The 25,341-nt window shown below is 71.6% G+C and carries 24 protein-coding genes, 3 tRNA genes and 2 pseudogenes; 17 read left to right on the forward strand and 12 right to left on the reverse strand.

Annotated elements, in window-relative coordinates; genetic code table 11:
- The first annotated feature begins 112 nt into the window (after positions 1-112).
- The gene (locus ACQVFL_RS05800; RefSeq protein ID WP_431729773.1) at positions 113-1,570 is read left to right on the forward strand and encodes a sugar transferase; all 1,458 of its coding nucleotides are present in this window, start codon (positions 113-115) and stop codon (positions 1,568-1,570) included.
- A 48-nt stretch (positions 1,571-1,618) separates the two neighbouring features.
- On the opposite strand, the gene ACQVFL_RS05805 is transcribed toward ACQVFL_RS05800, so the two are convergent.
- A complete protein-coding gene (locus ACQVFL_RS05805) occupies positions 1,619-2,686 on the reverse strand; it encodes an LCP family protein (protein ID WP_396699701.1) in 1,068 nt (355 codons plus the stop codon).
- 114 nt (positions 2,687-2,800) lie between these two features.
- Between ACQVFL_RS05805 and ACQVFL_RS05810 the strand changes: the two genes are divergently transcribed.
- The 3 genes from ACQVFL_RS05810 to ACQVFL_RS05820 all read left to right on the forward strand — a co-directional run bounded on the left by ACQVFL_RS05810 (position 2,801) and on the right by ACQVFL_RS05820 (position 5,555).
- A complete protein-coding gene (locus tag ACQVFL_RS05810) occupies positions 2,801-3,634 on the forward strand; it encodes an O-methyltransferase (RefSeq protein WP_396699699.1) in 834 nt (277 codons plus the stop codon).
- A gap of 4 nt (positions 3,635-3,638) precedes the next feature.
- Positions 3,639-4,481, forward strand: a complete 843-nt coding sequence (locus ACQVFL_RS05815) for an MOSC domain-containing protein (RefSeq protein WP_431728856.1) — start codon at positions 3,639-3,641, stop codon at positions 4,479-4,481.
- A gap of 66 nt (positions 4,482-4,547) precedes the next feature.
- Positions 4,548-5,555 (forward strand): expansin EXLX1 family cellulose-binding protein, encoded by a 1,008-nt coding sequence (locus ACQVFL_RS05820; protein ID WP_431728857.1) that lies wholly within the window; start codon positions 4,548-4,550, stop codon positions 5,553-5,555.
- Between the two features lie 15 nt (positions 5,556-5,570).
- On the opposite strand, the gene ACQVFL_RS05825 is transcribed toward ACQVFL_RS05820, so the two are convergent.
- From ACQVFL_RS05825 to bcp, 3 genes are all read right to left on the reverse strand, one after another.
- A complete protein-coding gene (locus tag ACQVFL_RS05825) occupies positions 5,571-6,107 on the reverse strand; it encodes an N-acetyltransferase family protein (protein ID WP_431728858.1) in 537 nt (178 codons plus the stop codon).
- Positions 6,108-6,174: 67 nt separating this feature from the next.
- Positions 6,175-6,257, reverse strand: a tRNA-Leu gene (locus tag ACQVFL_RS05830).
- A 64-nt stretch (positions 6,258-6,321) separates the two neighbouring features.
- Complete coding sequence (gene bcp / locus ACQVFL_RS05835; RefSeq protein WP_431728859.1) at positions 6,322-6,798, reverse strand: thioredoxin-dependent thiol peroxidase; 477 nt, start codon at positions 6,796-6,798, stop codon at positions 6,322-6,324.
- Between the two features lie 146 nt (positions 6,799-6,944).
- Here bcp and ACQVFL_RS05840 point away from each other — a divergent pair, with 146 nt between their 5' ends.
- Genes ACQVFL_RS05840 through ACQVFL_RS05855 form a run of 4 tightly spaced genes read left to right on the forward strand, consistent with a single transcriptional unit; the run spans position 6,945 to position 9,584 of the window.
- Positions 6,945-7,661, forward strand: a complete 717-nt coding sequence (locus ACQVFL_RS05840) for an energy-coupling factor ABC transporter permease (protein WP_396699690.1) — start codon at positions 6,945-6,947, stop codon at positions 7,659-7,661.
- The gene (locus ACQVFL_RS05845; RefSeq protein ID WP_431728860.1) at positions 7,658-8,044 is read left to right on the forward strand and encodes a PDGLE domain-containing protein; all 387 of its coding nucleotides are present in this window, start codon (positions 7,658-7,660) and stop codon (positions 8,042-8,044) included. The genes ACQVFL_RS05840 and ACQVFL_RS05845 overlap by 4 nt, the downstream gene beginning before the upstream one ends.
- A gap of 8 nt (positions 8,045-8,052) precedes the next feature.
- Positions 8,053-8,817, forward strand: coding sequence for a cobalt ECF transporter T component CbiQ (cbiQ, locus tag ACQVFL_RS05850; RefSeq protein WP_431728861.1), 765 nt, complete (start codon positions 8,053-8,055; stop codon positions 8,815-8,817).
- The gene (locus tag ACQVFL_RS05855) at positions 8,814-9,584 is read left to right on the forward strand and encodes an energy-coupling factor ABC transporter ATP-binding protein (RefSeq protein WP_431728862.1); all 771 of its coding nucleotides are present in this window, start codon (positions 8,814-8,816) and stop codon (positions 9,582-9,584) included. Before cbiQ ends, ACQVFL_RS05855 begins: the two co-directional genes overlap by 4 nt.
- Here ACQVFL_RS05855 and ACQVFL_RS05860 read toward each other — a convergent pair.
- The 4 genes and pseudogenes from ACQVFL_RS05860 to ACQVFL_RS05875 form a co-directional block, all read right to left on the reverse strand.
- Positions 9,574-10,719 (reverse strand): hypothetical protein, encoded by a 1,146-nt coding sequence (locus ACQVFL_RS05860; protein ID WP_431728863.1) that lies wholly within the window; start codon positions 10,717-10,719, stop codon positions 9,574-9,576. The two genes, ACQVFL_RS05855 and ACQVFL_RS05860, sit on opposite strands and share 11 nt — an antisense overlap.
- Positions 10,716-11,432: a DsbA family protein gene (locus ACQVFL_RS05865; protein ID WP_431728864.1), complete on the reverse strand. Its 717-nt coding sequence runs from the start codon at positions 11,430-11,432 to the stop codon at positions 10,716-10,718. Before ACQVFL_RS05865 ends, ACQVFL_RS05860 begins: the two co-directional genes overlap by 4 nt.
- A pseudogene (locus tag ACQVFL_RS05870) lies at positions 11,425-11,938 on the reverse strand (MauE/DoxX family redox-associated membrane protein). Before ACQVFL_RS05870 ends, ACQVFL_RS05865 begins: the two are co-directional and overlap by 8 nt.
- Complete coding sequence (locus ACQVFL_RS05875) at positions 11,935-12,528, reverse strand: sigma-70 family RNA polymerase sigma factor (RefSeq protein WP_431728865.1); 594 nt, start codon at positions 12,526-12,528, stop codon at positions 11,935-11,937. Before ACQVFL_RS05875 ends, ACQVFL_RS05870 begins: the two are co-directional and overlap by 4 nt.
- Positions 12,529-12,732: 204 nt before the next feature.
- On the opposite strand from ACQVFL_RS05875, the gene ACQVFL_RS05880 reads away from it, so the two are divergent.
- The 3 genes and pseudogenes from ACQVFL_RS05880 to ACQVFL_RS05890 form a co-directional block, all read left to right on the forward strand.
- Positions 12,733-14,397 (forward strand): copper resistance CopC/CopD family protein, encoded by a 1,665-nt coding sequence (locus ACQVFL_RS05880; RefSeq protein WP_396699677.1) that lies wholly within the window; start codon positions 12,733-12,735, stop codon positions 14,395-14,397.
- Positions 14,398-14,412: 15 nt separating this feature from the next.
- Positions 14,413-15,168: a YcnI family copper-binding membrane protein gene (locus tag ACQVFL_RS05885; RefSeq protein ID WP_431728866.1), complete on the forward strand. Its 756-nt coding sequence runs from the start codon at positions 14,413-14,415 to the stop codon at positions 15,166-15,168.
- Positions 15,169-15,835: 667 nt separating this feature from the next.
- Positions 15,836-16,204, forward strand: a pseudogene (locus ACQVFL_RS05890) (hypothetical protein); the annotation flags it as partial.
- A gap of 139 nt (positions 16,205-16,343) precedes the next feature.
- On the opposite strand, the gene ACQVFL_RS05895 reads toward ACQVFL_RS05890, so the two are convergent.
- Positions 16,344-17,639 (reverse strand): glycosyltransferase family 87 protein, encoded by a 1,296-nt coding sequence (locus ACQVFL_RS05895; RefSeq protein ID WP_431728867.1) that lies wholly within the window; start codon positions 17,637-17,639, stop codon positions 16,344-16,346.
- A 67-nt stretch (positions 17,640-17,706) separates the two neighbouring features.
- Here ACQVFL_RS05895 and orn point away from each other — a divergent pair, with 67 nt between their 5' ends.
- Both orn and ACQVFL_RS05905 read left to right on the forward strand, forming a co-directional pair.
- Complete coding sequence (gene orn / locus ACQVFL_RS05900) at positions 17,707-18,303, forward strand: oligoribonuclease (RefSeq protein WP_396699671.1); 597 nt, start codon at positions 17,707-17,709, stop codon at positions 18,301-18,303.
- A gap of 93 nt (positions 18,304-18,396) precedes the next feature.
- Positions 18,397-18,469: transfer RNA gene (locus ACQVFL_RS05905), tRNA-His, on the forward strand.
- A 133-nt stretch (positions 18,470-18,602) separates the two neighbouring features.
- Here the strand turns inward: ACQVFL_RS05905 and ACQVFL_RS05910 are convergent.
- Positions 18,603-19,877 carry a L,D-transpeptidase gene (locus ACQVFL_RS05910; protein ID WP_396699669.1) on the reverse strand — a complete coding sequence of 425 codons (1,275 nt, stop codon included), beginning with the start codon at positions 19,875-19,877 and terminating at the stop codon, positions 18,603-18,605.
- Between the two features lie 125 nt (positions 19,878-20,002).
- Positions 20,003-21,247 (reverse strand): Ig-like domain-containing protein, encoded by a 1,245-nt coding sequence (locus tag ACQVFL_RS05915; RefSeq protein WP_431728868.1) that lies wholly within the window; start codon positions 21,245-21,247, stop codon positions 20,003-20,005.
- Between the two features lie 186 nt (positions 21,248-21,433).
- On the opposite strand from ACQVFL_RS05915, the gene ACQVFL_RS05920 reads away from it, so the two are divergent.
- Positions 21,434-21,509, forward strand: a tRNA-Lys gene (locus ACQVFL_RS05920).
- A 128-nt stretch (positions 21,510-21,637) separates the two neighbouring features.
- Here the strand turns inward: ACQVFL_RS05920 and ACQVFL_RS05925 are convergent.
- A complete protein-coding gene (locus ACQVFL_RS05925; protein ID WP_357934418.1) occupies positions 21,638-22,177 on the reverse strand; it encodes a topology modulation protein in 540 nt (179 codons plus the stop codon).
- Positions 22,178-22,405: 228 nt separating this feature from the next.
- Between ACQVFL_RS05925 and ACQVFL_RS05930 the strand changes: the two genes are divergently transcribed.
- The 3 genes from ACQVFL_RS05930 to amcA all read left to right on the forward strand — a co-directional run bounded on the left by ACQVFL_RS05930 (position 22,406) and on the right by amcA (position 25,268).
- Positions 22,406-23,767: a hypothetical protein gene (locus ACQVFL_RS05930; RefSeq protein WP_431729774.1), complete on the forward strand. Its 1,362-nt coding sequence runs from the start codon at positions 22,406-22,408 to the stop codon at positions 23,765-23,767.
- Between the two features lie 7 nt (positions 23,768-23,774).
- Positions 23,775-24,659, forward strand: a complete 885-nt coding sequence (locus ACQVFL_RS05935) for a phosphotransferase (protein ID WP_431728869.1) — start codon at positions 23,775-23,777, stop codon at positions 24,657-24,659.
- A gap of 453 nt (positions 24,660-25,112) precedes the next feature.
- Positions 25,113-25,268 (forward strand): multiple cyclophane-containing RiPP AmcA, encoded by a 156-nt coding sequence (gene amcA, locus ACQVFL_RS05940; RefSeq protein WP_431729775.1) that lies wholly within the window; start codon positions 25,113-25,115, stop codon positions 25,266-25,268.
- The last annotated feature ends 73 nt before the right edge of the window (positions 25,269-25,341 follow it).

Genomic DNA, 25,341 nt, shown 5'->3' on the forward strand with positions numbered 1-25,341 from the left:
TGGTGAAAGGAAAGTCGTGTCCGCGCACACCCAGTTCCTCAAGACGGTGGGGCCGGTACCGGCCCCGCGCTTCGACCCCGACCTCGGGGTGATCACACCTCCGTCCAACGGTATGCCCCGGTCGGTCTTCGGTCGCCCGGTGGCGCCCAAGGCGAAGTGGCGACGGCGTTACATGGCCTGGCTGATCGCGCTCGACTTCCTCGCCGCGTGGGCCGCCAGCCAGACGGTCGTGCGGGTGTTCGAGGAGGCGGACGCCGGCTTCTGGGACGAGCGGGTGCTCGGTGTCAGCACCTTCGCGCTGGTGGCCAACGTGGTCGTGCCGCTGATGTGGTTGACGATCCTCGCGGGTGCCGGCGCGTACGACCGGCGGGCGCTCGGCCGGGGCACCGAGGAACTCAAGCGGGTGGTGCGGGCCAACGTGGCGATGGCCGCCGCCGTCTCGTTCCTGGCCCTGGGCTTCAAGAAGGACCTGTCCCGGGCCACCGTCGCCGCGATCATCATCGGCCTGCTGGTGTACACCGTCTTCGTCCGGTTCGTGGCCCGGGTGGTGCTCCGCCGGATCCGCCGCAGCAGTCAGCGGGCCTCGCAGAAGGTGCTGCTGGTGGGTCGGCTCTCCGACGCGCTGGCGGTGCACGAGGTGGTGACCCGCAACGCCGGTGCCGGGTTGCGTCCGGTCGCCATCCACCTGCCCCGGTTCCCGCAGGCCGGTGAGCGGGTGGAGGCACCGGTGCCGGTCTACGTCGGGTGGGATCTGGTGCCGCTGGTCCAGCAGTTGGGCGCCGACACCATCGCGGTCTGTGGCCCGGCCAGCCTGGAGTCGTACGAGCTGCGCAAGCTGGCCTGGCAGTTGGAGGGCACCGGCCTCGACCTGGTCGTGGTGCCGCAGGTCACCGACATCACCGGGCCTCGGATCCACGTCCGCCCGATCGAGGGCCTGCCGCTGCTGAACGTCGAGGAACCGACGATCTCCGGCCTGTCCCTGCTGGCCAAGAGCGTGATGGACCGGCTCTCGGCGCTCGCCGGGCTGATCCTGCTGAGCCCGCTGCTGATCGGGATCGCGGTGGCGATCAAGATGACCGACCCCGGTCCGGTGATGTTCCGGCAGAGCCGGATCGGCCATCAGGGCAAGGCGTTCAAGGTGTGGAAGTTCCGCACCATGTACACCGACGCCGAACAGCGGCTGGAGGCGCTGCGGGACCGCAACGAGAGCGACGGTCTGCTTTTCAAAATCAAGAACGATCCGCGGGTCACGCCGATCGGTCGGCATCTGCGTGCCCTCTCGCTGGACGAGCTGCCGCAGTTGATCAACGTGCTGGTGGGGCAGATGTCCCTGGTGGGCCCGCGCCCGTTGCCCACCGAGGACGACGACTACCGGGGCGACGTCCGGCGTCGGCTCCTGGTCCGTCCGGGCATCACCGGTCTCTGGCAGATCTCCGGCCGATCCGACCTGACCTGGGAGGACGCCGTCCGGCTGGACCTGCACTACGTCGACAACTGGTCGCTGGTCTACGACCTCGGCATCCTCTGGCGTACGGTCCGGGTGGTGCTGGCCCGGCGCGGCGCGTACTAGGGGACTGCGTGGTGCGGTGCCCCGGGCGGGACACCGCACCACGTCCGGTCACTTCTTGTCGGCCCCGTCGATGATGTCCTGCACGGCGTCCCGGCGCACCGCCGCATAGAACGTGTCGACCCGCTTGTCGTCGGCGAACACGACGCTCTCCGAGCCGACCCGTCCGGTGCCCTTGGTCGGGCTGGTCACGAACGTGAGGTTCCGGCCGCGCAGGTTGCGGTTCTCGGTGGCCATGTCGACCAGGGACAGGTCCTTGTCCATCGAGAGTGAGCCGGAGGTGGCCTGGAGGAAGGAGTTCAGCCGGGCCGGGTTGGTGAGCAGACCGCCGGAGGTGGCCTTGTCCAGGATCGCCTTGATCACCTGCTGCTGGTGCCGGATCCGGGAGAAGTCGCCGTCGGCGAACTGCTTGCGCTGACGGGAGTAGTCCAGAGCCGTCTCGCCGTCCATCTTCTGCGGGCCGGCCTGGAAGGTGCGGAACGGCGGATGGATCGAGGTGAACTGCTTCTCCGAGTTCACCTCGATCCCGCCGAGCGCGTCGATGATCTCCTTGAATCCGGCGAAGTCGACCATCACCACGTGGTCGACGCGGACCTTGGTGAACTGCTCCACGGTCTGCACCATCAGCGGCACCCCGCCCCAGGCGTACGCGGCGTTGATCTTCGCATCGCGGCCACCGCGCCCCTCCTTGGACCGTGGCACGGCGACCCAGGTGTCGCGGGGGATGGAGATGAGTTGGGCGCTGGACCGGTTCTTCGGCAGGTGCGCCAGGATGATGGTGTCCGTCCGTGAACCGCCGGTGCTCTCCGGATCGCGTGAGTCGCTGCCCAGCACCAGGATGTTGAGCGCGTCCCCGGCGACCACCTCGGGCCGGGTCTCCGCGGGTACGCCGTCGAAGGCGTCGACCCGCTCGATGTCCGACTCGACCGACTTGAGATAGAAGCCTGCGGCCACCACACCGCCGACACCGACCAACGCCAGCACCAGCACGCTGATCAGCGTGATCCGCAGCCATCTGCGGCGGGGTCTGCCTGCGGTCGCCGGCTGCGGCCCGTCGGTGCCCCCCGCCGCGAGGTGTTCCGCCGGGGGGACGGTCCCGGCCTGCTCTCCACTCGACATGGCGGAGATGCTACTGATTTCACGTTCTCGGGGAATCCCCGCCCGGTGCCGACTTTCGCCTGGCCGTTCCGTCGCGTCCCCCACGGGTTTCCGTCAGTCTGGTACAACCCAGCCGTGGACGCCGTCAAGCTGCGTCGGGCCATCGCCCGTACCCGCCTCGCACCCGTTGCCGCCTTCCCGAAACGACTGGCCGCGGTCGCCCGTCATGACGCCCGGGTGCTCCGTACGTCGGCCCGCTGGTTGGTGACCTCGCGGGAGCACCACAACTACACGTACGAGCTGACCAAGCTCAGTCGCAGCCACCTCGCCTGGTTCGTCAGCGTGGTCTGTGACCTGCCGGTCAAGCAGGTGCGCGGCTATCTGAGGGAGATCGAGTCGGACGACGCGCTGCGGCGGCACATCGCCGCGGCCACCGCCGGTGCGGCCCGTCGCGGGCTGGCCGACAAGCAGGTCCGGTACGCCCGCCGGATCGGCTGGTACGCGATCGTCCGGGCCCGCAGACCGGCGCACATCGTGGAGACCGGTGTGGACAAGGGCCTGGGCAGTTGCGTACTCGCCGCCGCCCTGCTGCGCAACGCCGCCGAGGGCCACCCCGGCCGGGTCAGCTCGATCGACATCAACCCGGAGGCCGGCTACCTGGCCCGGGTCGCGCCCTGGTCGGAGGTGATCGACCTGGTGGTCGGCGACTCCGTCGAGTCGATCGCCGCCCTCGACCGGCCGGTCGACCTGTTCCTGCACGACAGCGACCACAACCGCGCCTACGAGAAGCGCGAGTTCGACGCCGTCGAGCCGAAGCTGGCGCCGGGGGCGATGCTGCTCACCGACAACGTCACGCACACCACCGTGCTGGCCGACCACGCCGAGCGGACCGGCCGCCGGTTCCTCGCCTACCGGGAGACGCCCGCCGACCACTGGTACCCCGGCGACGGCATCGGGGTGGCATGGTGACCGGGTGCGGTTGACCGAGATCAGCACCTATCCGATCAAGGGCTGTCAGCGGATCGGCCACGCCGAGGTCGGGGTGGCACCGTGGGGCCTCGACGGCGACCGACGCTGGATGGTGGTGGACGCCGAGGGCGTCGGCGTCACCCAGCGCGAGGTCACCGCGCTGGTCCGGGTGCACGCCCGGCCCGGCCCCGACGGGCTGCTGCTGCGCGCCGACGGGCAGCCCGACCTGCCCGTCGCCGAGCCGGTCGGTGTCGACCCGGTGCCGGTACGCACCTTCCGCCGACGGTTGTTGCGGGTCGACGCGCTTCCCGCCGGCCCGGCCGCCGACGCCTGGCTCAGTGCGGTACTGGACCGACCGGTCCGGTTGGTCTGGCTGGCCGAGCCGGCCCGGCACATCGAACCGGGCCGCAAGAAGCACGACCCGGGCGACCGGGTCAGCTTCGCCGACGCGTACCCGGTGCTGCTGACCAGCACCGCGTCGCTGGCTGCGCTCGGCGAATGGCTCACCGCGGCGGGCGCGGACCCGGTGCCGATGGCCCGGTTCCGGCCCAACCTGGTCGTCGACGGCGCCCCGGCCTGGGCGGAGGACGACTGGGAGGGCCGAGGGCTGCGGATCGGCGGGGTCGCCTTCCGCGCCGCCGGCCCGTCGGCCCGCTGCCTGGTCACCACCACCGACCAGGAGACCGGGGTACGCGGCCGGGAACCGCTGCGCACCCTCGCGCGGCACCGCAACATCGGCCGCCAGTTGCTGTTCGGGCTGAACGTCGTACCGCTGGAGTTCGGTCGACTCACGGTCGGTGACCGGGTGGAACCGGCCGGTCGAGCAACGCCACCCGGGTCCCGCTGATCTTCGTCTTAGCTTTGGCTTAGGTGGCTTGTCCGATCCGGTGGCCGTCCGGCAGCATCGGTCCGCGTGACCGACGGAACCGACGGCCCCGCCGACCGAGCCCGTACCCGGCGTCCGAAGCTGGGCCGCTGGCTGGCCGGTGGGGCCGTGGCGACACTCGCCACGGTCCTCGGCCTCACCCTCGCGCTGCGCTCGGGCGCCGCACCCGCCTGCGCCGCGCCGCCCCGAGCCGCCGCGCCGGTCGCCGCCGCGCTGCTCGCCCCGCCCGCCGCCGGCACCCTCAACAAGGGAAAGTCGACCTTCTACGACTCCAAGGGCGAGGGCGGCAACTGCTCCTACCCGTCCGCCCCCGCCGACCGTCTCTACGTCGCCCTCGGCCCCAGCGAGTACGCCGACGGCGCGGCCTGCGGCGGCTACCTCGACGTGACCGGGCCGAAGGGCAAGGTCCGCGTCATGATCATGGATCAGTGCCCGGAGTGCGCACCCGGCCACATCGACCTGTCCCGGGAGGCGTTCGCCCGGATCGCCGACCCGGTGCAGGGCATCGTGAACGTCAGCTACCGCCTCGTGGTGGACCCGCCGTTGGCCGGTCCGCTCACCTTCCGGATCAAGGAAGGCGCGTCGCAGTACTGGTTCGCCGTGCTGGTCGCCGGACACGGCAACCCGCTGCGCTCGGTCGAGGTGCGTCAGGGCGGCTCGGGGAACTGGCGGGCGGCCACCCGGGAGAGCTACAACTACTGGCTGATCGACTCCGGTGCCGGCCCCGGGCCGTACCAGGTGCGGGTGACCGACACCCGGGGACACCGGGTGACCGCCACCGGCGTCCGGATGGCGCCCGGCCAGGTGCAGCGCTCCACCGTCCGGATGTACGGCGGCACCACGGGCGGTACGACCACCGCGTCCCGGTCACCGTCGGCCAGCCCGAAGCCGCGCGCCAGCGCCACCCCCGGCCCGACCCCGTCCGCCTCGACCACCCCACCGGCCGAGACTGCGAGCCCGGCCGCGCCGACCAGCGACCCGGCCGCCCCGCCGCCCGTACCGGTGGCCGCCACCACACCGGGCTGCGGTTCCTGACGTCCGGCTCGTCCGTCAGCGACCGGCCGATCCGCCGGTCAACCCGAGCCACATCAGGATCTCGTCGCGGTCGTCGCCGGGGCCGACGCGCAGCGCGGCGGGCCAGCGGCCCACCTCGCGGTAGCCGAGTCGCCGATAGAACCGGTCCAGTCTCAGTCCGTCGCGCACCGTGACGTGCAGGGCCGCCAGCCCCAGGTCACGGGCCACCCGCTCGGCCTCGCGCATCAGCGCGTCACCGACGCCGTGCCCCTGCGTGTCCGGGTGCACCATCACGCGGGTGAGCACCCTCAGGTGTCTCTTGAGGTGGAACCGGGGATCGGTGAGGATCGCCATGGCGACCAACCGGTCACCGTCGTATCCCAGCAGTAGGCGGTCCGGCCCGTCCGCGATCCCGGCCAGCGTCGGGTCGGCGATGGTACGGACCTCGTCGCCGGTGACCGGGGCGACGAAGCCGACCGCCCCGCCCGCGTTGGTGACGTCGACCCAGAGCGCGACGATCCGGGTACGCAGATCGGGGGTCAGCTCGGGATCCAGGACGAAGCGCAGACTCACGGTGCCCATCGTCATCGACCCGCGCCCCGATCACCTGCGATCGTGACCAAGGCGACGGACCGGTCGGTGCGGGAGGGGGGATTCGAACCCCCACGTCCTTTCGGACAATAGGACCTAAACCTACCGCGGCTGCCATTACGCCACTCCCGCCAGCGCCACCGAGTCTAGAGCGTCGCGCCGGGACCGTGTCGAGTCGGCGGGCGGTACGACCGTGTCAGTCCAGGCCGAGATCGCGGCGGAGCTTGGCGACGTGGCCGGTGGCCTTGACGTTGTAGAGCGCCCGCTCGATCTTGCCGTTCTCGTCGATCACGAACGTCGAGCGGATCACCCCGGTCACCGTACGGCCGTAGGACTGCTTCTCGCCGTACGCGCCGTACGTGGTCAGCACCGACTTGTCGACGTCGGCGACCAGCGGGAAGGTGATCGCGTCGCGCTCGCGGAACGTGGCCAGCTTCGTCGGCTTGTCCGGCGAGATGCCGATCACCTCGTAGCCAGCGGCCTGGAGCGAGGCGAGCGAGTCACGGAAGTCGCAGGCCTGCTTGGTGCAGCCGGGGGTCATCGCGGCCGGGTAGGCGTACAGGATGACCTTGCGGCCGCGCAGGTCGGCCAGGGTGAGCTGCCCTCCGGTGTCGGTGGGGAGGGTGAACTCGGGTGCCGGGTCACCGGCGGCGAGGCGAGCGGGTGCGGTCATGGCACGACCCTACCGCCGTCGCGGGCCGACCCGGCCGGCACGCCGCACCCGCGATCACACTCCTGCCAGGTATTGGCAACAGCCTATGTCGGGAAATACGCTCACCCTGCCGGCGAGCGTGGGCCCGCCGTCACGTGGGAGGTCACGTGGAAACCCTGGCCATGCACATCTCCAACGGAATCATCAACGGTCCGGTCGCGGCGGTCTTCGGAGTGCTGGCCCTGGCGGCGATGGCGTTCTGCGTCCGGCGTGGACGACAGGACCTGGACGACCGGCTCGCGCCGATGGCCGGTCTGGTGGCGGCGTTCATCTTCGCCGTGCAGATGCTCAACTTCCCGATCCTCATCGGGGGAGTCAGCGGTCACCTGCTCGGCGGCGCACTCGCCGCCATGCTGGTCGGCCCCTGGGTCGGCGCGCTCTGCGTGGCGGTGGTGCTGGCGGTGCAGGCGCTGGTCTTCGGCGACGGCGGGGTGGCGATGCTCGGGCTCAACGTCACCAACATGGCGGTGATCGGCATCGCGGTGGCGTACCTGACGATCGCGCTACTGCTGCGGGTGCTGCCGCGTACGCCGACCGGGCTGGCGGTGGCGGCCTTCGTCGCCTCGGTGGTGAGCGTGGTGGTCGCGGCGATGGGCTTCGTGCTCCAGTACCAGCTCGGCGGCACCACCGACCTCGGCGGCAACCTGGCCGGGCTGGCCGGCACGATGGCCGTCTCCCACCTGCTCATCGGCGTCGGCGAGGGGCTGATCACGGCGACCACGGTGGTCACCGTGGCGAAGGTCCGACCCGACCTGGTGTACGCGCTGCGGGCCCTGTCGCCGGCCGCGTCGAGGTCCGTCCCGGCTACCGGAGGTGTCCGATGAGCACCCGGTCCCGGAGTTTCCTCGTCGGCGGTCTGCTCGTCGCGTTGCTGTTGGCCGGGCTGGTCAGCAACGTCGCCTCGGCCCATCCGGACGGGCTGGACTCGTCGCTGCGGGAGGGCTGCGTCTTCGACGCCGACGACGAGATCGTCGGCGGGGACTGCCCGGCCCGGCAGGAGAAGGAGCACGAGATCGGCGGCCCGCTGGCCGACTACGGCATCGCCGGGCTGGACAACGAGATCGTCTCCACCGGCCTGGCCGGCGTGCTCGGCGTACTGCTCACCTTCGCCGTGGCCGGTGGCGCGTTCTGGCTGGTCCGTCGTCGTGGCCCCGGCCCGGACGACGAGTCGGGCCGGACCGACGTCACCGCGTCGGGCCGGGGGTAGCAACGGGGATGGCCAGCGCCCACGTGCTGTACCGGGAGTGCGACTCGCCGGTGCACCGGCTGCCGCCGGAGGTCAAGATCGCGGCGATGGTGGCGTTCACCGTCGCCGTGGTCGCCACGCCGCGCGTGGCGCTCTGGGCCTCCGGGGTGTACGCCCTGCTGGTGGCCGCCGTCGCCGCGCTCGCCCGGGTGCCCGCCGGATGGCTGCTCCTGCGTTCGACGATCGAGTTGCCGTTCGTGCTGTTCGCGGTCGCGCTGCCGTTTCTCGGCACCGGGGAGCGGGTCGACGTGCTGGGGCTGGCCCTGTCGGTCGACGGGCTGTATGGCGCGGGGAACATCCTCGCCAAGGGGACCCTGGGCGTGTGGGCGTCGCTGCTGCTGGCCGCGACCACCACCACCCGCGACCTGATCGTCGGGTTGGACCGGCTGCGCTGCCCGCAGATCCTCACCCAGATCGCCACCTTCATGCTGCGGTACCTGGAGGTGCTGGTGGGTGAGGCCCGACGGATGCGGATCGCCCGGATCTCCCGGGGTGACGACCCGCGTTTCCTCTGGCAGGTACGCGGGTTCGCGGTCGGGATCGGTGCGTTGTTCCTGCGCGCCTTCGAGCGGGGGGAGCGGGTGTACCTGGCGATGCGCTCGCGCGGGTACACCGGCCGGATGCCGGTGGTGTGGTCCGGGGCGGGTGCGGCGACGCCCGGTCAGTGGCTGCTCGCGGCCACGGTCCCGGTGCTGGCGGGCACCGTGGCGGCCACCGCCGCCGTGCTGACGTGAGCGCCGGTGGGCCCGCGCCCAGCCTGCACGTGCACGGTGTCCGGTACGCCTACCCGGACGGGCACGTCGCGCTGCGCGGCGTCGACCTGACCGTGGCCCGGGGTGAACGGGTGGCCCTGCTCGGCCCGAACGGCGCCGGCAAGACCACGCTGGTGCTGCACCTCAACGGGATCCTGGTGCCCACCGAGGGCGGCGTCGTTGTGGGTGGCCTGGCGGTCGGACCGGACCGGGCCGTCCTGGCGGAGATCCGTCGCCGGGTCGGCATTGTCTTCCAGGACCCGGACGACCAGCTCTTCCTGCCCACCGTCGCCGAGGACGTGGCCTTCGGGCCGGCGAACCTCGGGCTGCGCGGCGCGGAACTCGCCGCGCGGGTGGACGAGGCGCTGGCCGCCGTCGGCATGTCGGCGCACCGGGACCGCGCCCCGCACCATCTCTCGTTCGGCCAGCGCCGCCGGGTGGCGGTGGCCACCGTGCTGGCCATGCGTCCGGAGATCCTGGTGCTCGACGAACCGTCGTCCAACCTGGACCCGGCGGCCCGGCGGGAACTGGCCGGCATCCTGCGGTCCCTGCCGGTGACGGTGCTGATGGTCACCCACGACCTGCCGTACGCCTACGAACTCTGCGACCGTTCGGTGATCCTGGACGACGGGCGGATCGTCGCCGACGGCCCCACCCCGGCGCTCCTGGCCGACTCGGACCTGCTGGCGCGGCATCGGCTCGAACTGCCCTATCCGTTCCGCCCCGTCCCGCACCCGGTCACCGAGTGACCGGCGCGGTGTCGGCCGGTCTGGTGTCGGACGGTTCGGTGTGGGCGGGCGCGATGGCCCGCCCGGTGGCGTGCAGGCGCAGCACGGCGGCGGCGAGTGCCCCGGCCCCGGCGACGAGGACCACCACGACCAGGATCCGGGTGACGGTGGCCGACCACGGCACCGGTGGGACGGCGCGGGACAGCACGGCGGCGTTGGCCACCCCGGCGAACAGGGCCAGGCACGCCCCGGCCAGCGCCAGCACGAAGTCCACGCCGTCGCGCCGGGTCACCGCCCAGCCTCCGGCGACGATCGCGCCGAGCCCGGTCAGCAGGGTCCAGACCGGGCCGGTCAGCAGCCCGGTCAGCACCGCGCCTACCCCCTCTGCCCCGGCGTCGAGCACCCGACCCACGGCGAGCACGACCGCCGCCACCCCGCCGACCGCCAGCAGCGCGCCGAGAGCGGTCCGCGCCCGCCCGCCGGGCGACGAGGCGGCCGGCAGCAGCCCGGCCGCCCCCACCGCGAGCGCGCCGAGCGTGATCGCCACCCACCAGGGGTACGCGTCCGGCGGCGGTACCCAGTCCAGGGTGCCCCGGATCTCGGCGCGGCCGTCGGCGTCGCGCAGCGGTACGACCCAGTCGCGTACCCGGTGCTCGCGGTCGGGGGCGGCGCGGACCTGGGCGGGCGGACCCGCCTCGCGCCACAGCGCCCGCTGGTCGTGCCAGCGGGCGGTGGTGCCGGTGTCGATCCGTCGCCACTGCGGTGCGGCGGCCGGATCGACCTCGTCGGGCAGCGGGGTGTCGGCGAGGATCGTGCGGTTCAGGTAGGTCGCCGGTGAGCGGGTGTTCTCGAACACGCCGTCCGGTCCCACCCGCAGGTAGGGCTCGCCCGAGTAGCCGATCACCTCGACCGGCCCGTCACCGGTGTTGGTCAGTTCCAGGCGCGCGCCCGCCTCGACCACCCGGACCCGCAGGTCCGGTCGGCCCTCGACCGCACCGACCGCCACCCGGTAGTCGGTGCCGTCGGGCGCGTCCGCGCCGTGCGCGGCGGCCGGGGCGGCACCGGCCAGGAGCGCGACGGCCACGCCGGTGAGCAACAGCCCGGTACGGGCCGCCATGGGCAACAGCCCGGTACGGGCCCAGACGACTCGGATCACTTTCCGGCCGCCTCCACCGCGGCGGTGATGTTCTCCGGCGTCCACTGCTGCACCGGCTGGCCGTCGACCAGGACGGTCGGCGTGCCGGTGACGTCGGCGCGGCCCGCCTGCTCGGTGAGGTGCGCGGTCCACGACTTGTACCTGCCGTCCCGGACGCAGGTGCCGAAGGCGTTCCGGTCCAGCCCGACCTCGGCGCCGATGTCGACGAGCTGGTCGTCGCTGAGGCCGGCGCCGCCCTCCGGCGGCTGGCGTTCGAACAACGCCGCGCCGAACTCGCTGAACCTGCCGCCCTCGGCGGCGCACCCGGAGGCGGCGGACGCCCGGGTCGAGTACTGGGTGCTGGAGAAGCGGTTCAGGTAGGCGACCGGGTGGTACACCACCCGTACCTTGCCCTCGTCGACGAGCTGCTCGAGGGTGGGCCCGCTGGTCTGCTCGAACTGCTTGCAGGCCGGGCAGAGGTAGTCCTCGTACACGTCGACGGTGACCGGTCCGGAGCCGACCACCACGCCGGTGCCGGCGTCGTTGGCGCCCGGTGGCGGGGTGAAGTCGCCGGACCGCTGGCCCGACCAGACACTCCATCCGATCAGCCCGGCGATGACCAGCACCACCACCGCGCCGAGCGAGATCCACAGGGTCCGTTTGCGGCGCCGCTCCCGGGCCATCTGTTCCCGGACGACCCGGGCCGCGTCCTTGCGTCCCTTGCGACTACTCATCCTCGTCCTCCACCCCGTTCGCCCGTCAGGACGCCGTCCAGCGAGACGGCCGTCCGGGGCCAGACCAGCAGGAACCCGGCCATCGCCAGGAAGGCCACGTCCCGGAGGATCTCCGGGAGGTAGCTGGGGCGCTGCCCGGCCGGCAGCTCGCCGCCGCTGCCGAAGCAGCCGCAGTCGATCGCCAGGCCACGGGCCCAGGCCGAGGCGATGCCCGCGACGAAGAGCAGCAGCAGGACCACCGAGACCCCGGCGGTGAGCCGGGTGGCCAACCCGAGCAGCAGCAGTACGCCCAGCGCCAGCTCGACGAAGGGCAGCACCGCACCGATCACCACCGCCAGGTCGTACGGCATCACCTGGTACGCGTGCACGCTGCGGCCGGAGGCGGCCAGGTCGCCGACCTTGGTGGCACCGGCGTAGAGCCAGACGGCGGCCAGCCCGAGCCGGAGGGCGAGCCCGAGCCAGGGCCGCCACCGCGTCCACCTCGCCGTCGCGCCCGGCCCGTTCACCCGGCCAACGCCTCACCGACCGCGTCGACGAGTTCGGCGCGGGCCCGGGCGACCCGGGACCGGATGGTGCCCACCGGCACACCCTCCACGGTCGCCGCCTCGGCGTAGGACAGGCCGAGCAACTGGGTGAGCACGAACGCGCCGCGCCGCTCGGCGGGCAGTCGACTGACCAGGTCGGCCGTGCCGAGTTGCCCGGCCGGGTCGGGGTGCGACCGGTCGGTGTGCGCGTGGGCGGTGAGCCGCTGGTCGAGACGCCGCCGCCGGACCACCGTCCGGAGATGGTCGGCGCAGGCCCGCCGGGCGATGCCGAGCAGCCAGGTGCGGGCGCTGGAGCGACCCTCGAAGGCGGGGAGCGCCCGGAAGGCCCGCAGGTAGGTTTCCTGGGTCAGATCGTCCGCGCTGTCCGGGTCCAGCAGGGCCGCCGTGAACCGCCACACCTCGGCCTGGGTGGCGCGGACGAAGGCGGACTGGGCGGCCGGGTCGCCGTCGCGGGCGGCGAGCGCCCAGCCGGTGGCCGGGTCCGGGCCGGCGTGCGCGTCGACACCGCCGAGGTCGGCGGCGGCGCGGGTGTCGCGCGGGGCGGGGATCACGACAACCCAGGTTACGCGGCCCCACCGTCGGCAGCAGGGTCCTTCGGCCCTTCATGGGCTGCGCCACGCCGGGAACTTTCGCCGGGGCCCGACCGACTACCCCCTCATGACCTCGGCCGGGTACCTGCGCGTCTGCGCACGATCGCGGATGATAGCCGTCAATCGATGGCCGCGACTCGCCGGAAAGGGGTCCGGTCGGAGACGATGTGGGTCATGACTGCCGTCCCTCGCCGCCGATCCACCCGCTGGGCCGCCGCTGCCGGCCTGCTGGTCACCGTCGTCGCCCTGCTGCTCGTTCCCAGCGGACCGGCCGCCGCCCACGCCGTGCTCTCCAGCAGCAGCCCGGCCGCGTCGGCCGTGGTACCTGCGGCACCGGCCGAGGTGGTGCTCACCTTCAGCGAGCCGGTCCGCCGGGTGCCGGACCGGATCCGGGTCATCGCGCCGGACGGATCCCGCGTCGACCGGGGCGACCCGACCTTCACCGACAGCGTGGTCAACATCGCGGTCGACACCTCCGGCGGCAACGGCACCTATCTGGTGACCTACCGGGTGATCTCGGCGGACAGCCACCCCGTCTCCGGTGCGTTCACCTACTCCGTCGGTGCGCCGTCGGAGCCGCCGGTGGACAGCGGCGACGACGGCCGGGCCGACCCGCTGGTCACCAACGCGATCAAGACCGCGAAGTTCGTCGGGTACGTCGGTCTGCTGCTGCTCGTCGGTCCCGCCCTGGTGCTCGCGCTGCTCTGGCCGCGTCGGCTCTCCCGGCAGGGGCCGGCCCGCCTGGCCTGGACCGGCCTGGGACTGGTGGCGGCGGCCACCGTCGCGGTGGCGTTGTTGCAGGTGCCGTACACCAGCGGGGGCGGGCCGTTGGACATCACCGGCGAGGGACTCAGCCTGGTGCTCGGCAGCACCTTCGGCGCCGCCCACCTGATCCGGCTGGGACTGCTCGCGGCGGCGGCGTTCCTGCTCCGGCCACTGCTGGCCGGGCCGGTCGGCCGGGCCGACCTGATCATCCTCGGCCTGCTCGCCGGTGCGGCGCTGCTCACCTGGCCGCTGTCCGGGCACCCGGCGGCCTCGCCCGCCCCGGCGGTGTCGGTGATCGTGGACGCGGTGCACCTGGGCAGCATGGCGGTCTGGCTGGGCGGCCTGGTGATGCTCGCGGCGTTCCTGCTGCCCCGCGCGGACGAGCGGGAACTGGGCGCGATCCTGCCGATCTGGTCGCGCTGGGCCGCCCTGTCGGTCTCCGCGCTGCTGCTCGCCGGCATCGTCCAGGCGCTGATCGAGGTGGCCACGCCGACAGCGCTGGTCAACACCACGTACGGCCGTCTGGTGCTGGCCAAGGTCGGGCTGTTCGCCGTGGTGATCGTGTTGGCCGCGTACTCGCGGAACCTGATCCGCAAACGGGTCGCCGCCAGCCGTCCCGCGCCGGTACGCCGGGCCGTCTGGGCGGAGCTGGCAGTCACCGCCGTCGTGCTCGGCGTCACCGCCGTGCTGGTGCAGACCACTCCCGCGCGGACCGCCTCGACGGACGTCGCCGCCGTCGACGCCGGCTACTTCACCACCCGGGTGGAGAGCACGCTCTACTCGTTGCAGATCGAGATGTCCCCGGCCCGACGGGGCAACAACTCCGTGCACTTCTACGCGTACACGCCGGACAACCGGCCGCAGCCGGTCGTGGAGTGGAAGGCCACCATCGCGCTGCCGTCGGCCGGGATCGAGGCGATCGACATCCCGCTGCTGCCGCTGACCGACAACCACGCGACCGGCGAGATCACGCTGCCGGCTCCGGGGGAGTGGGAGCTGCGGGTCACCGCCCGGACCACCGAGATCGACCAGGCCACGGTGACCGCCACCGTGCCCGTTGCCTAGAGAGGTTCCATACCGATGATCCGTCACCGGCGTACCGTGGGTGCCGCCGCCGCCCTGGCGCTCGGCGCCGTCGCCGTCTTCGGCTTCGCGACGCCCGCGTCGGCCCACGTCACGGTCGACCCGGAGCAGGCCGAGCAGGGCGGCTACGGCCGGTTCACGTTCCGGGTGCCGAACGAGAGCGACACCGCGTCGACCACCAAGCTGGAGATCTTCCTGCCGGAGAACGCCCCGGTCGGCTCGGTGTCCACCATGCCGGTGCCGGGCTGGACGGTGGCGGTGGAGAAGCGTCAGGTCGACCCGCCGGTGCAGGTGCACGGCAGTGAGATCACCGAGGTGATCTCGAAGATCACCTGGACGGCCGGCGGGGACGCGGCGATCGCACCGGGCACCTTCCAGGAGTTCCCGGTCTCGATGGGCCCGCTGCCCGAGGTCGACCAGATGGTCTTCAAGGCGTTGCAGACCTACTCCGACGACGGGGTGGTGCGCTGGATCGACGAGCCGCAGCCGGGCGGCGAGGAGCCCGCCGCCCCGGCACCGGTGCTCACCCTCGCCGCCGCCGGCAGCCCGACCGAGGGACCGGCCGGGGCGCCCGCGCCCGAGGCGGTGGCCGACGAAGATGACGAGGACGGCGACGGGCTGGCCGTCGGGCTGGGCGTCGCCGGGCTGGTCGCCGGGGTCGGCGGCCTGGTGTTGGGCGGGCTCGCGTTCTCGCGTACCCGCCGGGCCGCCGACCCGACCGACCGCGGCGGCGAGGCGACCCCGGCCTCCTGACCGCTCCGCGTCGCGGGCCCGCCGGGTGTTCCCGGCGGGCCCGTCCGCTTTCCCACCCCGTGCCGTGGATATCCGCAGATCAGCCGTTCGGCGTAGGTAAGGTCGGCCGGGTATCTCGCTACGGAGGGGGACAAGGCGGATGCGTTTCGTGTGGGCGTTGGCCGGCATGGTGCTGCTGATCACCGGCACCACCGCGCTGCTCGGTGCCACCGGGCTCGGCCTGTTGACCAGTCACGCGGACCCGGGCGGGGGGTTCACCGCCCGGGTCGAGACCGTGCGGACACCGGGGCACGCGGTGGTGGTGACCGACCTGGACGCGCTGTTGCGGCAGGAGGTGCCGTTCAGTCGGTTCGGGCAGGCGCGGCTGCGGCTGGACGCGCGTACCGCGGACGGTCCGGCGTTCGTCGGGCTGGCCCCGGCCGACGAGGCGAATCGCTGGCTGGCCGGGGCACCGCACGCCGTGGTGCAGCGGACGGCGCTGGCCCGGGGGCCGCTGCCGGTCCGGCTGGAGCACCGTACGCCGGAGACCGGCACGCCGCCGACCGTGCCGGCGGCCCCGGCCGCACAGACCTTCTGGGTGCGCGCGGGCACCGGTGTCCTCGAATGGAGCCCCGGGGAACTGGCCGGTCAGCGCCTGAGTCTGGTGCTGATGCACCCCGACGGTCGGGCCGACCTGGCCCTGGACCTGCGCGCCGAACTGCGGGCCGGCTGGGTCGCCCCGGCCACCTGGGGTTCGCTGGCCGGTGGCATCCTGCTGGTGCTCCTCGCGGCGTTGGTGCTGCTGCGCCCGGTGCGCCCACGCGAGGTGGTCTTCGTGGTCGAACCCGATCAGGTGCCGGTGCTCGCCGGCCGGTTGGGCGTCAGCTCGCTCAGCGGCCTGGGCGCTCCGCCGTCGCCGCGTCCGAGGCCCGAGCGGCAACTGGTGTCGGTGGCCGCCGCGCCCCGGGCCGCGATCGCCCCGGTGCCGCGTCCGGAGACCCTGGCCGACCTGCCCGCCCCGCATCACCCGCTGCGTCCACCCGCCCCGCCGTCCTGACCACCCGCCGTCCTGACCACGACTCGGCCAGCGCCGGGGCCGGGACGGGTGGGGCGGCCCTCCGCGCTGCCGACGTGGAGGGCCGCCCACCACCGGGGGATATCGGTGCCCATCGGAGGATGATGCCTCTACGGGAAGATTACCGGTGAATGGTCGTCTCGGGAAGAGTGTCCGCTTCGTGTGACTCGGTCGCCGGCCGGTCCACCCGGGGACGCACCGGCAGCACGACCAGCAGCACCAGACAGAGCAGCACGTACGCGTTGCGGAACACGAACTCCCAGGGCGTCTGGGTGGGCGTCGGAGTGACACCCCAGTCGTAGAACGACACCACGCCGTACACGATGATCATCGAGGTGCCGAGCGCGAGACCGCCCAGTCGGCGTCGTCGCCGTGCCCCCTCCGGCGTACGCGGATCGGTGCGCAGCGTCGCGTCGATCAGGATGATCACCGCCGGGACGAACCAGTAGATGTGGTGCGTCCAGGTGATCGGGCTGATCAGGGCGGCGACCAGGCCGGTCAGTGTCAGTGCGCTGAGCGCGTCACCGGCCTGGGTGGCGCGGACCGCCCGCCACAGGCCGTAGCCGACGACGGCCGCGACCAGGGGCAGCCAGATCAGCCGGCTCGGCTCCTCCGGCGCGGTCAGCCGGCTCAGCAGCCCGAACAGCGACTGGTTGCCGGTGTAGTCGGTACGACCGACCCGGTCGGTCGCCCACAGCTCGTGCGTCCAGAAGCGCCACGAGTCGCCGGGCGCCACCGCGGCGGCGAGCAGAGTCGCCCCGGCGGCGGTCGCGCTCGCCACCACCGCCGCCCGCCACCGGCGGGTGGCCAGCAGATAGACGATGAAGATGCCCGGAAAGAGCTTGAGTGCCGTGGCCAGCCCGATGCCCACCCCCGCCCACCGGCTGCCACGGGGTACGGCGAACAGCAGGTCGGCGAGGATCAACACCACCAGCAGCATGTTGATCTGTCCGAAGGTGATCGTCTCCCGGGTGCTCTCCACCCCGAGGACCAGCAACGCGCCCACGGCCAGGGTGAACGCGTACGGCAGGTGGTGTCGGCGGATCACCGGGTCGAGCAGCCACTTCGTGGTGACCACCACGCCGAGCACGGTCAACCCCGTGAAGATCGCCACCGTGACGCCCAGTTTCAGCAGGGAGAACGGCAGCAGCAGCAGCGCGGCGAACGGGGGATAGGTGAAGAACAGCTCGCCCTGCACCCGGTCCGGCTGGGCGTAGTCGTAGAGCGGATTGCCGGCGGCCCACCAGTCCATCGCCGCCATGTAGATCTTGAGGTCGAAGAAGTCGTGCACCGTGCCCGGCAGGTAGAGCACCGGTAGCACCGAGGCGAGCGCCAGCGCTCCGACGATCCGCCGTGCGGTGCGGCTACCAGGGTCTTCGAGGTCGACGCTGGACGGTGTGGCAGGTTCGGCGGGCACGGGAAAGACCCTAGCGGTCGGTCGGGCCGGCGGCGCGCAGCCACGGTGCGTGGGCTGCGCGTAGGCTGTGCCGATGGCTGATCTTCTCGTCTGGATCGACTGTGAGATGACCGGGCTCGACCTCGGCGGCGACAAGCTGATCGAGGTGGCGGCGCTGGTCACCGACCCGGATCTGCGTGTGCTCGGCGACGGCGTGGACGTGGTGATCCACGCCGACGACGCGGCGCTCGACGCCATGCCGGAGATCGTCCGCACGATGCACGGCAAGTCGGGGCTGACCGAGGAGGTCCGTCGCTCCACGGTCAGCCTGGCCGAGGCCGAGGACAGGGTGCTCGACTACATCACCACCCACGTGAAGGACCCCCGGACCGCGCCGCTCTGCGGCAACTCGATCGCCACCGACCGGGGCTTCATCGCCCGGGACATGCCCCGCCTCGACGCGCACCTGCACTACCGCATGATCGACGTCTCCTCGATCAAGGAACTGTGCCGCCGGTGGTACCCCCGGGTGTACTTCGGCCAGCCGCAGAAGGGCCTCGCCCATCGGGCGCTGGCGGACATCCGGGAGAGCATCCGCGAGTTGGAGTACTACCGCCGCACCATCTTCGTACCGCTGCCCGGGCCGGACGTGGAGAGCGCGAAGGCCATCGCCGCCGACCTCTGAGCGGCCCCGGCAACCCGCTGGACGCGAACGGTCGTGGTGTGGGTATGATTTCCCCGCACCCGCACGGGCGGTGAGTCCGGGCGCGGCGGCATGGTGGCTGTAGCTCAGTTGGCAGAGCACCGGGTTGTGGTCCCGGTTGTCGTGGGTTCAATTCCCATCAGTCACCCGGCTTTTGGATCTTTGTATCCGCAGCTCAGGCCCCGTCCTCGGACGGGGCCTGAGTCTTTCTAGGGCGTTGGTGGGGCACCACGACCACGGCGGCGGTCCCCCGTACGGGGGACCGCCGCCGATGCCGAACCTCAAGTGGTGGGTGCTTCGGGCTCGCCCGACGGGGCCTCCTGGTCGGTGGCGTCCGCCTCCGCCGGCTCGTACGGCAGGGCACTGCCCTTCACGTACTCGTCCCAGCTCAGGTTCCAGTCCGTCCAGCCGTTGCCGTTCTGGAGCTTCCGCTCGGTGCCCTTGACCACGATCGGGTCGCCGACCTTCGTGTTCTCGAACAGCCAGGCGCCGTTGGCCATCGAGACGTTCACACAGCCGTGCGAGACGTTCGTGGTGCCCTGCTGCCCCTCGGACCAGGGCGCGGCGTGGATGAACTCGCCACCCCAGGTCAGCCGCTGGGCGTAGTCGATCTTCGTCCGGTATCCCTCGTCGGGGCCCAGCTCCTCGAACGTGTCGAAGACCGTCTTGCGCAGCTTCTCCATCACCACCATCGTGCCGCTGGAGGAGGGCGTGCTCTTCTTGCCGAGGCTCACCGGAATCGTCTTGATCGTCTCGCCGTCGCGGGTGACGACCATGCGCTTGGTCCGGTTGTCCACCGTCATGACCAGCTTCGGGCCCACCGTGATGTCCACCGACAGGTCGGCCCGGCCGTACCAGCCGTCGCCCAGCGGCAGCCCGCCCGCCTGCACCCGGTAGGAGACCTTGCTGCCGGCCTGCCAGTACTCCTTCGGCCGGTACCGGACCTCGGTCGGGCTGACCCAGTGCCAGACGCCCTCCTGGGCGGGCGTGGACTTCACCGTCATCCGCCGCTGGAGGTCGGCGCGGTACTTCTCCGGGATCTCCCGACCGAACTTCACGATCAGCGGCATCGCGACCCCGACCGTCTGGTCGTCGCCGAGGAAGCTGGTGATCCGGACCTGGTTGCCCGGCTGCTTCATCACGGTGAACGCGCTGGTCGCGGTCACCGGGACACCGTCGTCGCCGGTCGCGGTGACGGTCGCGGTGTACGACTCGCCGTACGTCAGCGCCGCGGCCGGAAGCCAGCTCCTGCCGTCCGCCGCCAGGGTGCCCTTGACCGGCTCCCCACCGGCGTCGGCCAACTCGACAGTGGTCTTCTCGGACTGCTCGGCGGCGAACGTGATCGCCGTCGAGGCGGGAACGTCCTTCGCGTCGGCGGCCGGCTCGCTGATGCTCACCGTCGCCTTCGGCGCCGGCTGGTCGGCGCCGTCCTGCCAGCCCGGCCCGTTGTCGCCGCCCTTGCCGCCGGTGCAGGCGGAGGTCAGCACCATCACCGCGGCGAGCATCCCCGCGGCGAGCACCCCCCGCCGGCGGTTGCGCTGGTCCCGAACTCGCATGGTGTCCTCACAGTCGTGGTCCGCTGCCCGTCCACATCACAGACGCACCGGAACACGTACCCGTTGCGGAAGGTGAACCGAAACACGTGGAGCGGGATGTCCGGATAGTGACATATCTGGCACGGTCACAGGGCCGGACCCGCGCCACCGTCCGGAACCGGCAGCGCGCTGCCCTTGACGAACTCCGACCAGCTCAGATCCCACGCCGTCCAACCGTTGCCGGCGGCCAGCTTCCGTTCGGTGCCCTTGATGCTGATCGGATCACCGACCTTGGTCCGTTCGAAGAGCCAGCGGGCGTTCGCCAGGGACACGTTCACGCAACCGTGTGACACATTCTGCCGTCCCTGGACGTGTTCCGACCAGGGTGCCGCGTGGATGTACTCGCCACCCCAGGTGAGCCGCTGGGCGAACTGGATGTCGGTGACGTAGCGGTTCTCCGGATCGGGATCGTCCATCGTGTCGAAGACCGTGGCCTCCTTCTTCTCCATCACCACCAGCGTGCCGCTCGACGACGGGGTCTTCTTCTTGCCCAGGCTCACCGGCAGCGTCTTGATCAGCTTGCCGTCCTCGTACACCCGCATCTGCTTGTCGGCGTTGTCCACCTTCATCTCGAAGGCCGAGCCGATCTTCGCGGTGGCGGTCCGGTCGACGTTGCCGAACCGGCCGTTGCTCAGCGGAATGCCGGCCAACGCGATCCGTACGGACAGCTTCGTGCCGGCCTTCCAGTACTCCGGGGCACGGTAGAACGCCTGAGTGCCGTTGCTCACCCAGTGCCAGGCACCCGGCTGCGGCGGGTCGGTCTGGACGAACATGCGCTTCTGCACGGCGGCCCGGTCCTTCTTCGGGATGCCCGGGTGGAACTCCGCCACCACCGGCATCGCCACCCCGTACGTCCGGTCGTCGAAGAGGTAGAGCCCCGAGGTGATCATCGAGCCGGGCTTCGCCATCGTGGTGAACGTGCTGGTCCCCTCGCTGACCGAACCGTCCGGCCGGTTCGCGGTCACCGTGGCCGTGTACTCGGTGGACCACTTCAACGGCGCGGACGGCACCCAGGACGAGCCGTCGGTACGCAGCTTGCCCTTGACCTCCTTGCCGTTGGCCGTGGTCAGACTGACCTTCGACACCGTCGCGCCGTCCGGCAACTCGGCACCGATCTCCAGGCTCACCGGCCGGTTCTTCGCCCCGTCGGCCGGCTTCACCGCCAACGGCGGCCCGCTCGACGGTGATGTGTCCGGCGTCACCGCCCCGCTGCTCGACGGCCCCGGAACGAACTCGGCAGCCGAGCCCTCCTCGCGACAACCCGACAATGCCAGCGACGCCACCAGGCCCAGGGTGCCCACCAACGCCCCGGCCCGCGCGAACCTGCCCATCCCCACCCCTGTCCTAGCGCACCTGGCGCACATCGTGCCCCATCCGTGCCGCCCAACATGAACCCGTCCCACGCCTTGTGCGTGCTTGTTGCCGAATGTCCGGAAAGCTCGACCGAAGGGAGGACCCGGGTATCGGATTGGAACCCGCCTCAGGGGCCGTGCTAGGGTTCTCCCCGTTGCCACCGAGCGCCGCTAGCTCAACTGGCAGAGCAGCGGACTCTTAATCCGCGGGTTCGGGGTTCGAGTCCCTGGCGGCGCACCACCAAAAAGGCTCTGACCTGGGGTTTCACCCTGGTTCGGAGCCTTTTGGCGTTTCTGCCGGTGGTCCGGTGTCTCGGTGGGTGCTCGGGAGCCGTTGGACCGGTCGCCGTTTGCCGGGACGTGGCGCGGTCATCGTGGACGGCCTCGGTCAGGTTCCCGGCTTGTTGCCCGTCGTGTGTGGTCGATGAACCGGTTGGCGTGGCGTCGGCTGGTGAGGGTGATCAGCCGGACGTGTGGCCCGTGATCATGGAGCAGCCTGCGGATGCGGGGTCGCATGGTGCGCCGGTAGCTGAGGATGTAGCGGATGAAGTTCCAGGTGATCCGGTCGTAGACGCCGTCGGCTCGGTGTTGGCCGCCCCGGTAGCGCCATCGGCGTTGGAGGATGCCCCGCAGGCATGCGGCGGCGGGTAGGTCGAGGAAGATCACGGTGTCGGCGGCGGCGAGGCGGATGGGCAGGGTGGCGGCGTAGTTGCCCTCGATGATCCAGCGGTCGCGGGTGACGAGTTTCTCCTGTTGGGCGGCGAACTCGGCTGTGGGTAGCGGCGTCCAGTGCTCGTCGTAGTAGAGCGTGTCCAGGTGGGTGAGCGGGATGTCGAGGATGCGGGCGAGTTCCCGGGCGACGGTGGATTTGCCGCTGCCGCCGCAGCCGATGATGGCGATCCGGTCCACGGCTTCCACGGTAGGGGGAGCGGGTGCGTTCCGGCGGAAGGGTGAGGTCGCGGTGCTCGGGCCCCGTGGGTTGGTCTTTTACGGAACATGGTGGGGTCCCATCGTGGGGGTTCCGGATGCCGCGGCATGCCTCGACTCTGTGGTGAGTCCGTCGAGCCGACCCGTCTTTGACTTGTCGTGACGGTGCCGATGCGCTGTGCTGGCAAGCTGGGTCGTCGTGCGATCGGGGTGGTCGTGGGTTTGCAGGTGGATCCTGACTGGTGGAGTTCGGGGGTCTGGAACGGTCGCCCGATCGGTGAGTTCCTGCGGCGGCGGGACGTCACGGCGATCTTTCGCTTCCTTCACGCTCGGGGCGTGTCCTACGGCAGGATTGCGGGTCTCGTGGACATCTCGGCCAACCGTGCCGCCGAGATCGCCAAGGGCGTCCGTCAGGTCACGGCCTACGAGGTACTGGAGCGCATCGCGGTCGGACTGAGCATCCCGCGTCCTGCGATGGGCCTCGGCCGCGATGAGGACACCCCCGCTACCTGGGGCCCTGACCTCGTGGCCGCAGGTGGCGGGGCTGGCCTTCCACCGGCCGGTGCGGGGGCCGGCGTGGAGGTCAGCGGCCTGGCGAGACTCCGGCTGGGACTGGATGAGGCGCTGGCGTCGGCAAGTGTTGCTCCTCGGCAGCTTGAACTGGTCGAGGAGTCCGTCGGCGAGCACATGAGGGTTTACCCCTCGGCGTCGCCCCAGGTCATGCTGTCGTTGCTGGTCGCCGACTGCCGGGAGGTTCAGGCTCTGTCACTTCGGCGGCAGCCGGCGGCGGTCCAGTCCCGGCTGTCCGGGGTGGCGGCGCTGCTGGCGACGATGTGCGCCGACGCGTTGATGCGGCTCGGGGATGTGGCCGAGGCTCGACGGTGGTACGGCACGGCGATCCACGCGGCGGATGACAGCGGGCAAGCTCCGCTTCGGGTGCTGGTGAGAGCGCAGGCGGCGATGCTGCCGTACTACTTCGGGAATCCAGGCCAGACCGTCGCTCTGGCGGAGGCTGCCTTAGCCGTCACCTCGACGGCCTCGTCGGCGGGCGCGCTGGCGGCGGCGGGCCGAGCACGGGCCCTGGCCCGTCTTGGCGCCATCGAACAGGCACGATCGGCCATCGACCAGGCGCGCCGGATGTTCGACCAGGCCGGCGACGGGGACACTGATGTGGCGTTCCGGTTTCCGGCGAAGCGTCTGCTGTTCTACCTCTCCGGGGCGCACACCTGGCTCGGCGACACGGGTGAGGCGTACCGGGTCCAGGACGAGGCGTTTCGGCTGTACGGCGTGGCCCCGACCGTACCGATCGATGTGGCGCTCATCGCCCTGGACAGGTCGCTGTGCCTCGTGCGGGACCGTCGGGCCACCGAAGCGGCGGTGACTGCCCGCGATGCCGTCGCGGACCTGCCCGAGACTCAGCGGACGGAGATCATCCTGACCAGAGCCACCGACGTGGTCTCGGCGATCCCCGAGGGGAACCGGCGCAGTGAGGTCGCCGCCTTGACGGACTACGTACGGGCGTGCCGCGAGCGCGCCCGTAGTCTTGGGACCACAGCCGTATCCGGTCCCTAGGAGCCCCATGTTCGTCGAGGCGCGCACCCGGCCGGTGCTCGCCGAGGTATGTCGTCTCCTCGGCTACCCCGACTCGAGCGCGATCCTGCTGCGGCACCACACCAACGCCGTCTACGCAGTCGGCGACGTGGTCGTCAAGATCGCCCCCGGCGACCATGGCCTGGAACGGGTGCGCGGAATGGTGGCCGTGGTCAACTGGCTGGTGGCCCGAGGATTCCCCACGGTGGGCCTTCACCCGGGCCTGTCCCAGCCGTTGCAGGTGGGCGGGCACGCCGTAACGGTCTGGCAGCGACTGGACCCGGCACACGACGAACCCATCACCGTCTCCGAGCTCGGAACGCTTCTCCGGGATCTGCACGCCCTGCCCGCTCCGCCGGTGTCGCTGCCTGTACTGCGACCGATCCATGGCATCGAGCGGTCCGTCGCCCGTTCGGAGATCCTGAACGGCAAGGAACAGGATCTGCTGATGGGCCGGCTCGAGGCGCTGGCTGCCGGCTGGAACGCGATGCGGTTTCCCCACAGTACGAGCATGATCCAGTCAGATCCGCAGATCCGCAACGCGCTCCGACGCTTCGACGGCACGCCCGTACTGGCCGACTGGGACGGCGCCGCCCTCGGCCCTCCGGAGTGGGACATCGCCACGGTCGCTGTCCACTGCCGCCGCTTCGATCCACCCGGTCCCGAGGCCTTCGCTGGCTTCACCGCCGCCTACGGCTGGGATGCCACATCCTGGCCTAGGTTCGAGGAACTGTGTCAGCTCCGCGAGCTGCAGATGATCGCCACCAACGCACGCAAGTCCCGACCCGGAACCGAGGCCGCCAACGAGGTGCACCGCCGGATCGCGGGTCTCGTTGACGACGGCGCGGAACTCCGCCGCTGGCAGATCCTCTGAGCCGAGTCTCATAGGGGCCGGCACCTCCTGTCCTCTTCGCGTTGACCCAGGCCGGGCACGGTGAGGCCCATCGTGGCCCACCACGCTGGGTCTATCTCCGGCCAGCGCCGCCAGCGATCGTGGACGTCAGGAACACGTCGGCGGAATGGTCCAGGATCATCCTGACCCTCATGGCACGCCGGCGGGCCAGCGGCAATGTCATGCCAGGGAGATCCAGATGGACGTGCCGATCGGCGGCAGGTCGGAACGCGACCCGATGCACCGGCAAGTGCTCGCGCCGGGCGCTCCGTCGACCGTACGGGTGACTCCCCGTTCGCGCACCGCCACGAGGGCTGCGGGGACGGGTGGCCGGCGGTCTGCTCCCAGCCGTAGGTCGACTGCGGTGGGCTTACCGGCAGCTCGGCAAGCCCACCGCACTCAGGTAGCAGATCCGACCGGGGGCCGGCCGTGACCGTGTACATCTCGCGCAACGTAGAGATCGCCGACCTGTCGCGAGACCGGGCGACAACTTCTCCGCCGGTAGGGACGGGACCGGCCGATCCGCCGCTCCTGACGCACGTTTGGCGGAACGTGTTCGAACGGCAGGCGGGGGAGCGGGATCCTCGATGAGCAGCGACGGAGACTGCCTCCCGGGGGCCGCCCCGCCCGTGCCGATGGAGCACCTGCCTTTGCCAGGACGATC

Origin of the sequence: Verrucosispora sp. TAA-831, from assembly GCF_050780145.1 — a bacterium.
Taxonomy (GTDB): Bacteria; Actinomycetota; Actinomycetes; order Mycobacteriales; family Micromonosporaceae; genus Micromonospora.

Coding starts and splice junctions, on each gene's coding strand:
- ACQVFL_RS05800 (WP_431729773.1), top strand. CDS start 113: ATGCCCCGGTCGGTCTTCGGTCGCCCGGTGGCGCCCAAGGCGAAGTGG.
- ACQVFL_RS05935 (WP_431728869.1), top strand. CDS start 23,775: ATGTTCGTCGAGGCGCGCACCCGGCCGGTGCTCGCCGAGGTATGTCGT.
- ACQVFL_RS05805 (WP_396699701.1), bottom strand. CDS start 2,686: ATGTCGAGTGGAGAGCAGGCCGGGACCGTCCCCCCGGCGGAACACCTC.
- bcp (WP_431728859.1), bottom strand. CDS start 6,798: ATGACCGCACCCGCTCGCCTCGCCGCCGGTGACCCGGCACCCGAGTTC.
- ACQVFL_RS05845 (WP_431728860.1), top strand. CDS start 7,658: ATGAGCACCCGGTCCCGGAGTTTCCTCGTCGGCGGTCTGCTCGTCGCG.
- ACQVFL_RS05885 (WP_431728866.1), top strand. CDS start 14,413: ATGATCCGTCACCGGCGTACCGTGGGTGCCGCCGCCGCCCTGGCGCTC.
- cbiQ (WP_431728861.1), top strand. CDS start 8,053: ATGGCCAGCGCCCACGTGCTGTACCGGGAGTGCGACTCGCCGGTGCAC.
- ACQVFL_RS05915 (WP_431728868.1), bottom strand. CDS start 21,247: ATGGGCAGGTTCGCGCGGGCCGGGGCGTTGGTGGGCACCCTGGGCCTG.
- ACQVFL_RS05865 (WP_431728864.1), bottom strand. CDS start 11,432: ATGAGTAGTCGCAAGGGACGCAAGGACGCGGCCCGGGTCGTCCGGGAA.
- ACQVFL_RS05910 (WP_396699669.1), bottom strand. CDS start 19,877: ATGCGAGTTCGGGACCAGCGCAACCGCCGGCGGGGGGTGCTCGCCGCG.
- ACQVFL_RS05880 (WP_396699677.1), top strand. CDS start 12,733: ATGTGGGTCATGACTGCCGTCCCTCGCCGCCGATCCACCCGCTGGGCC.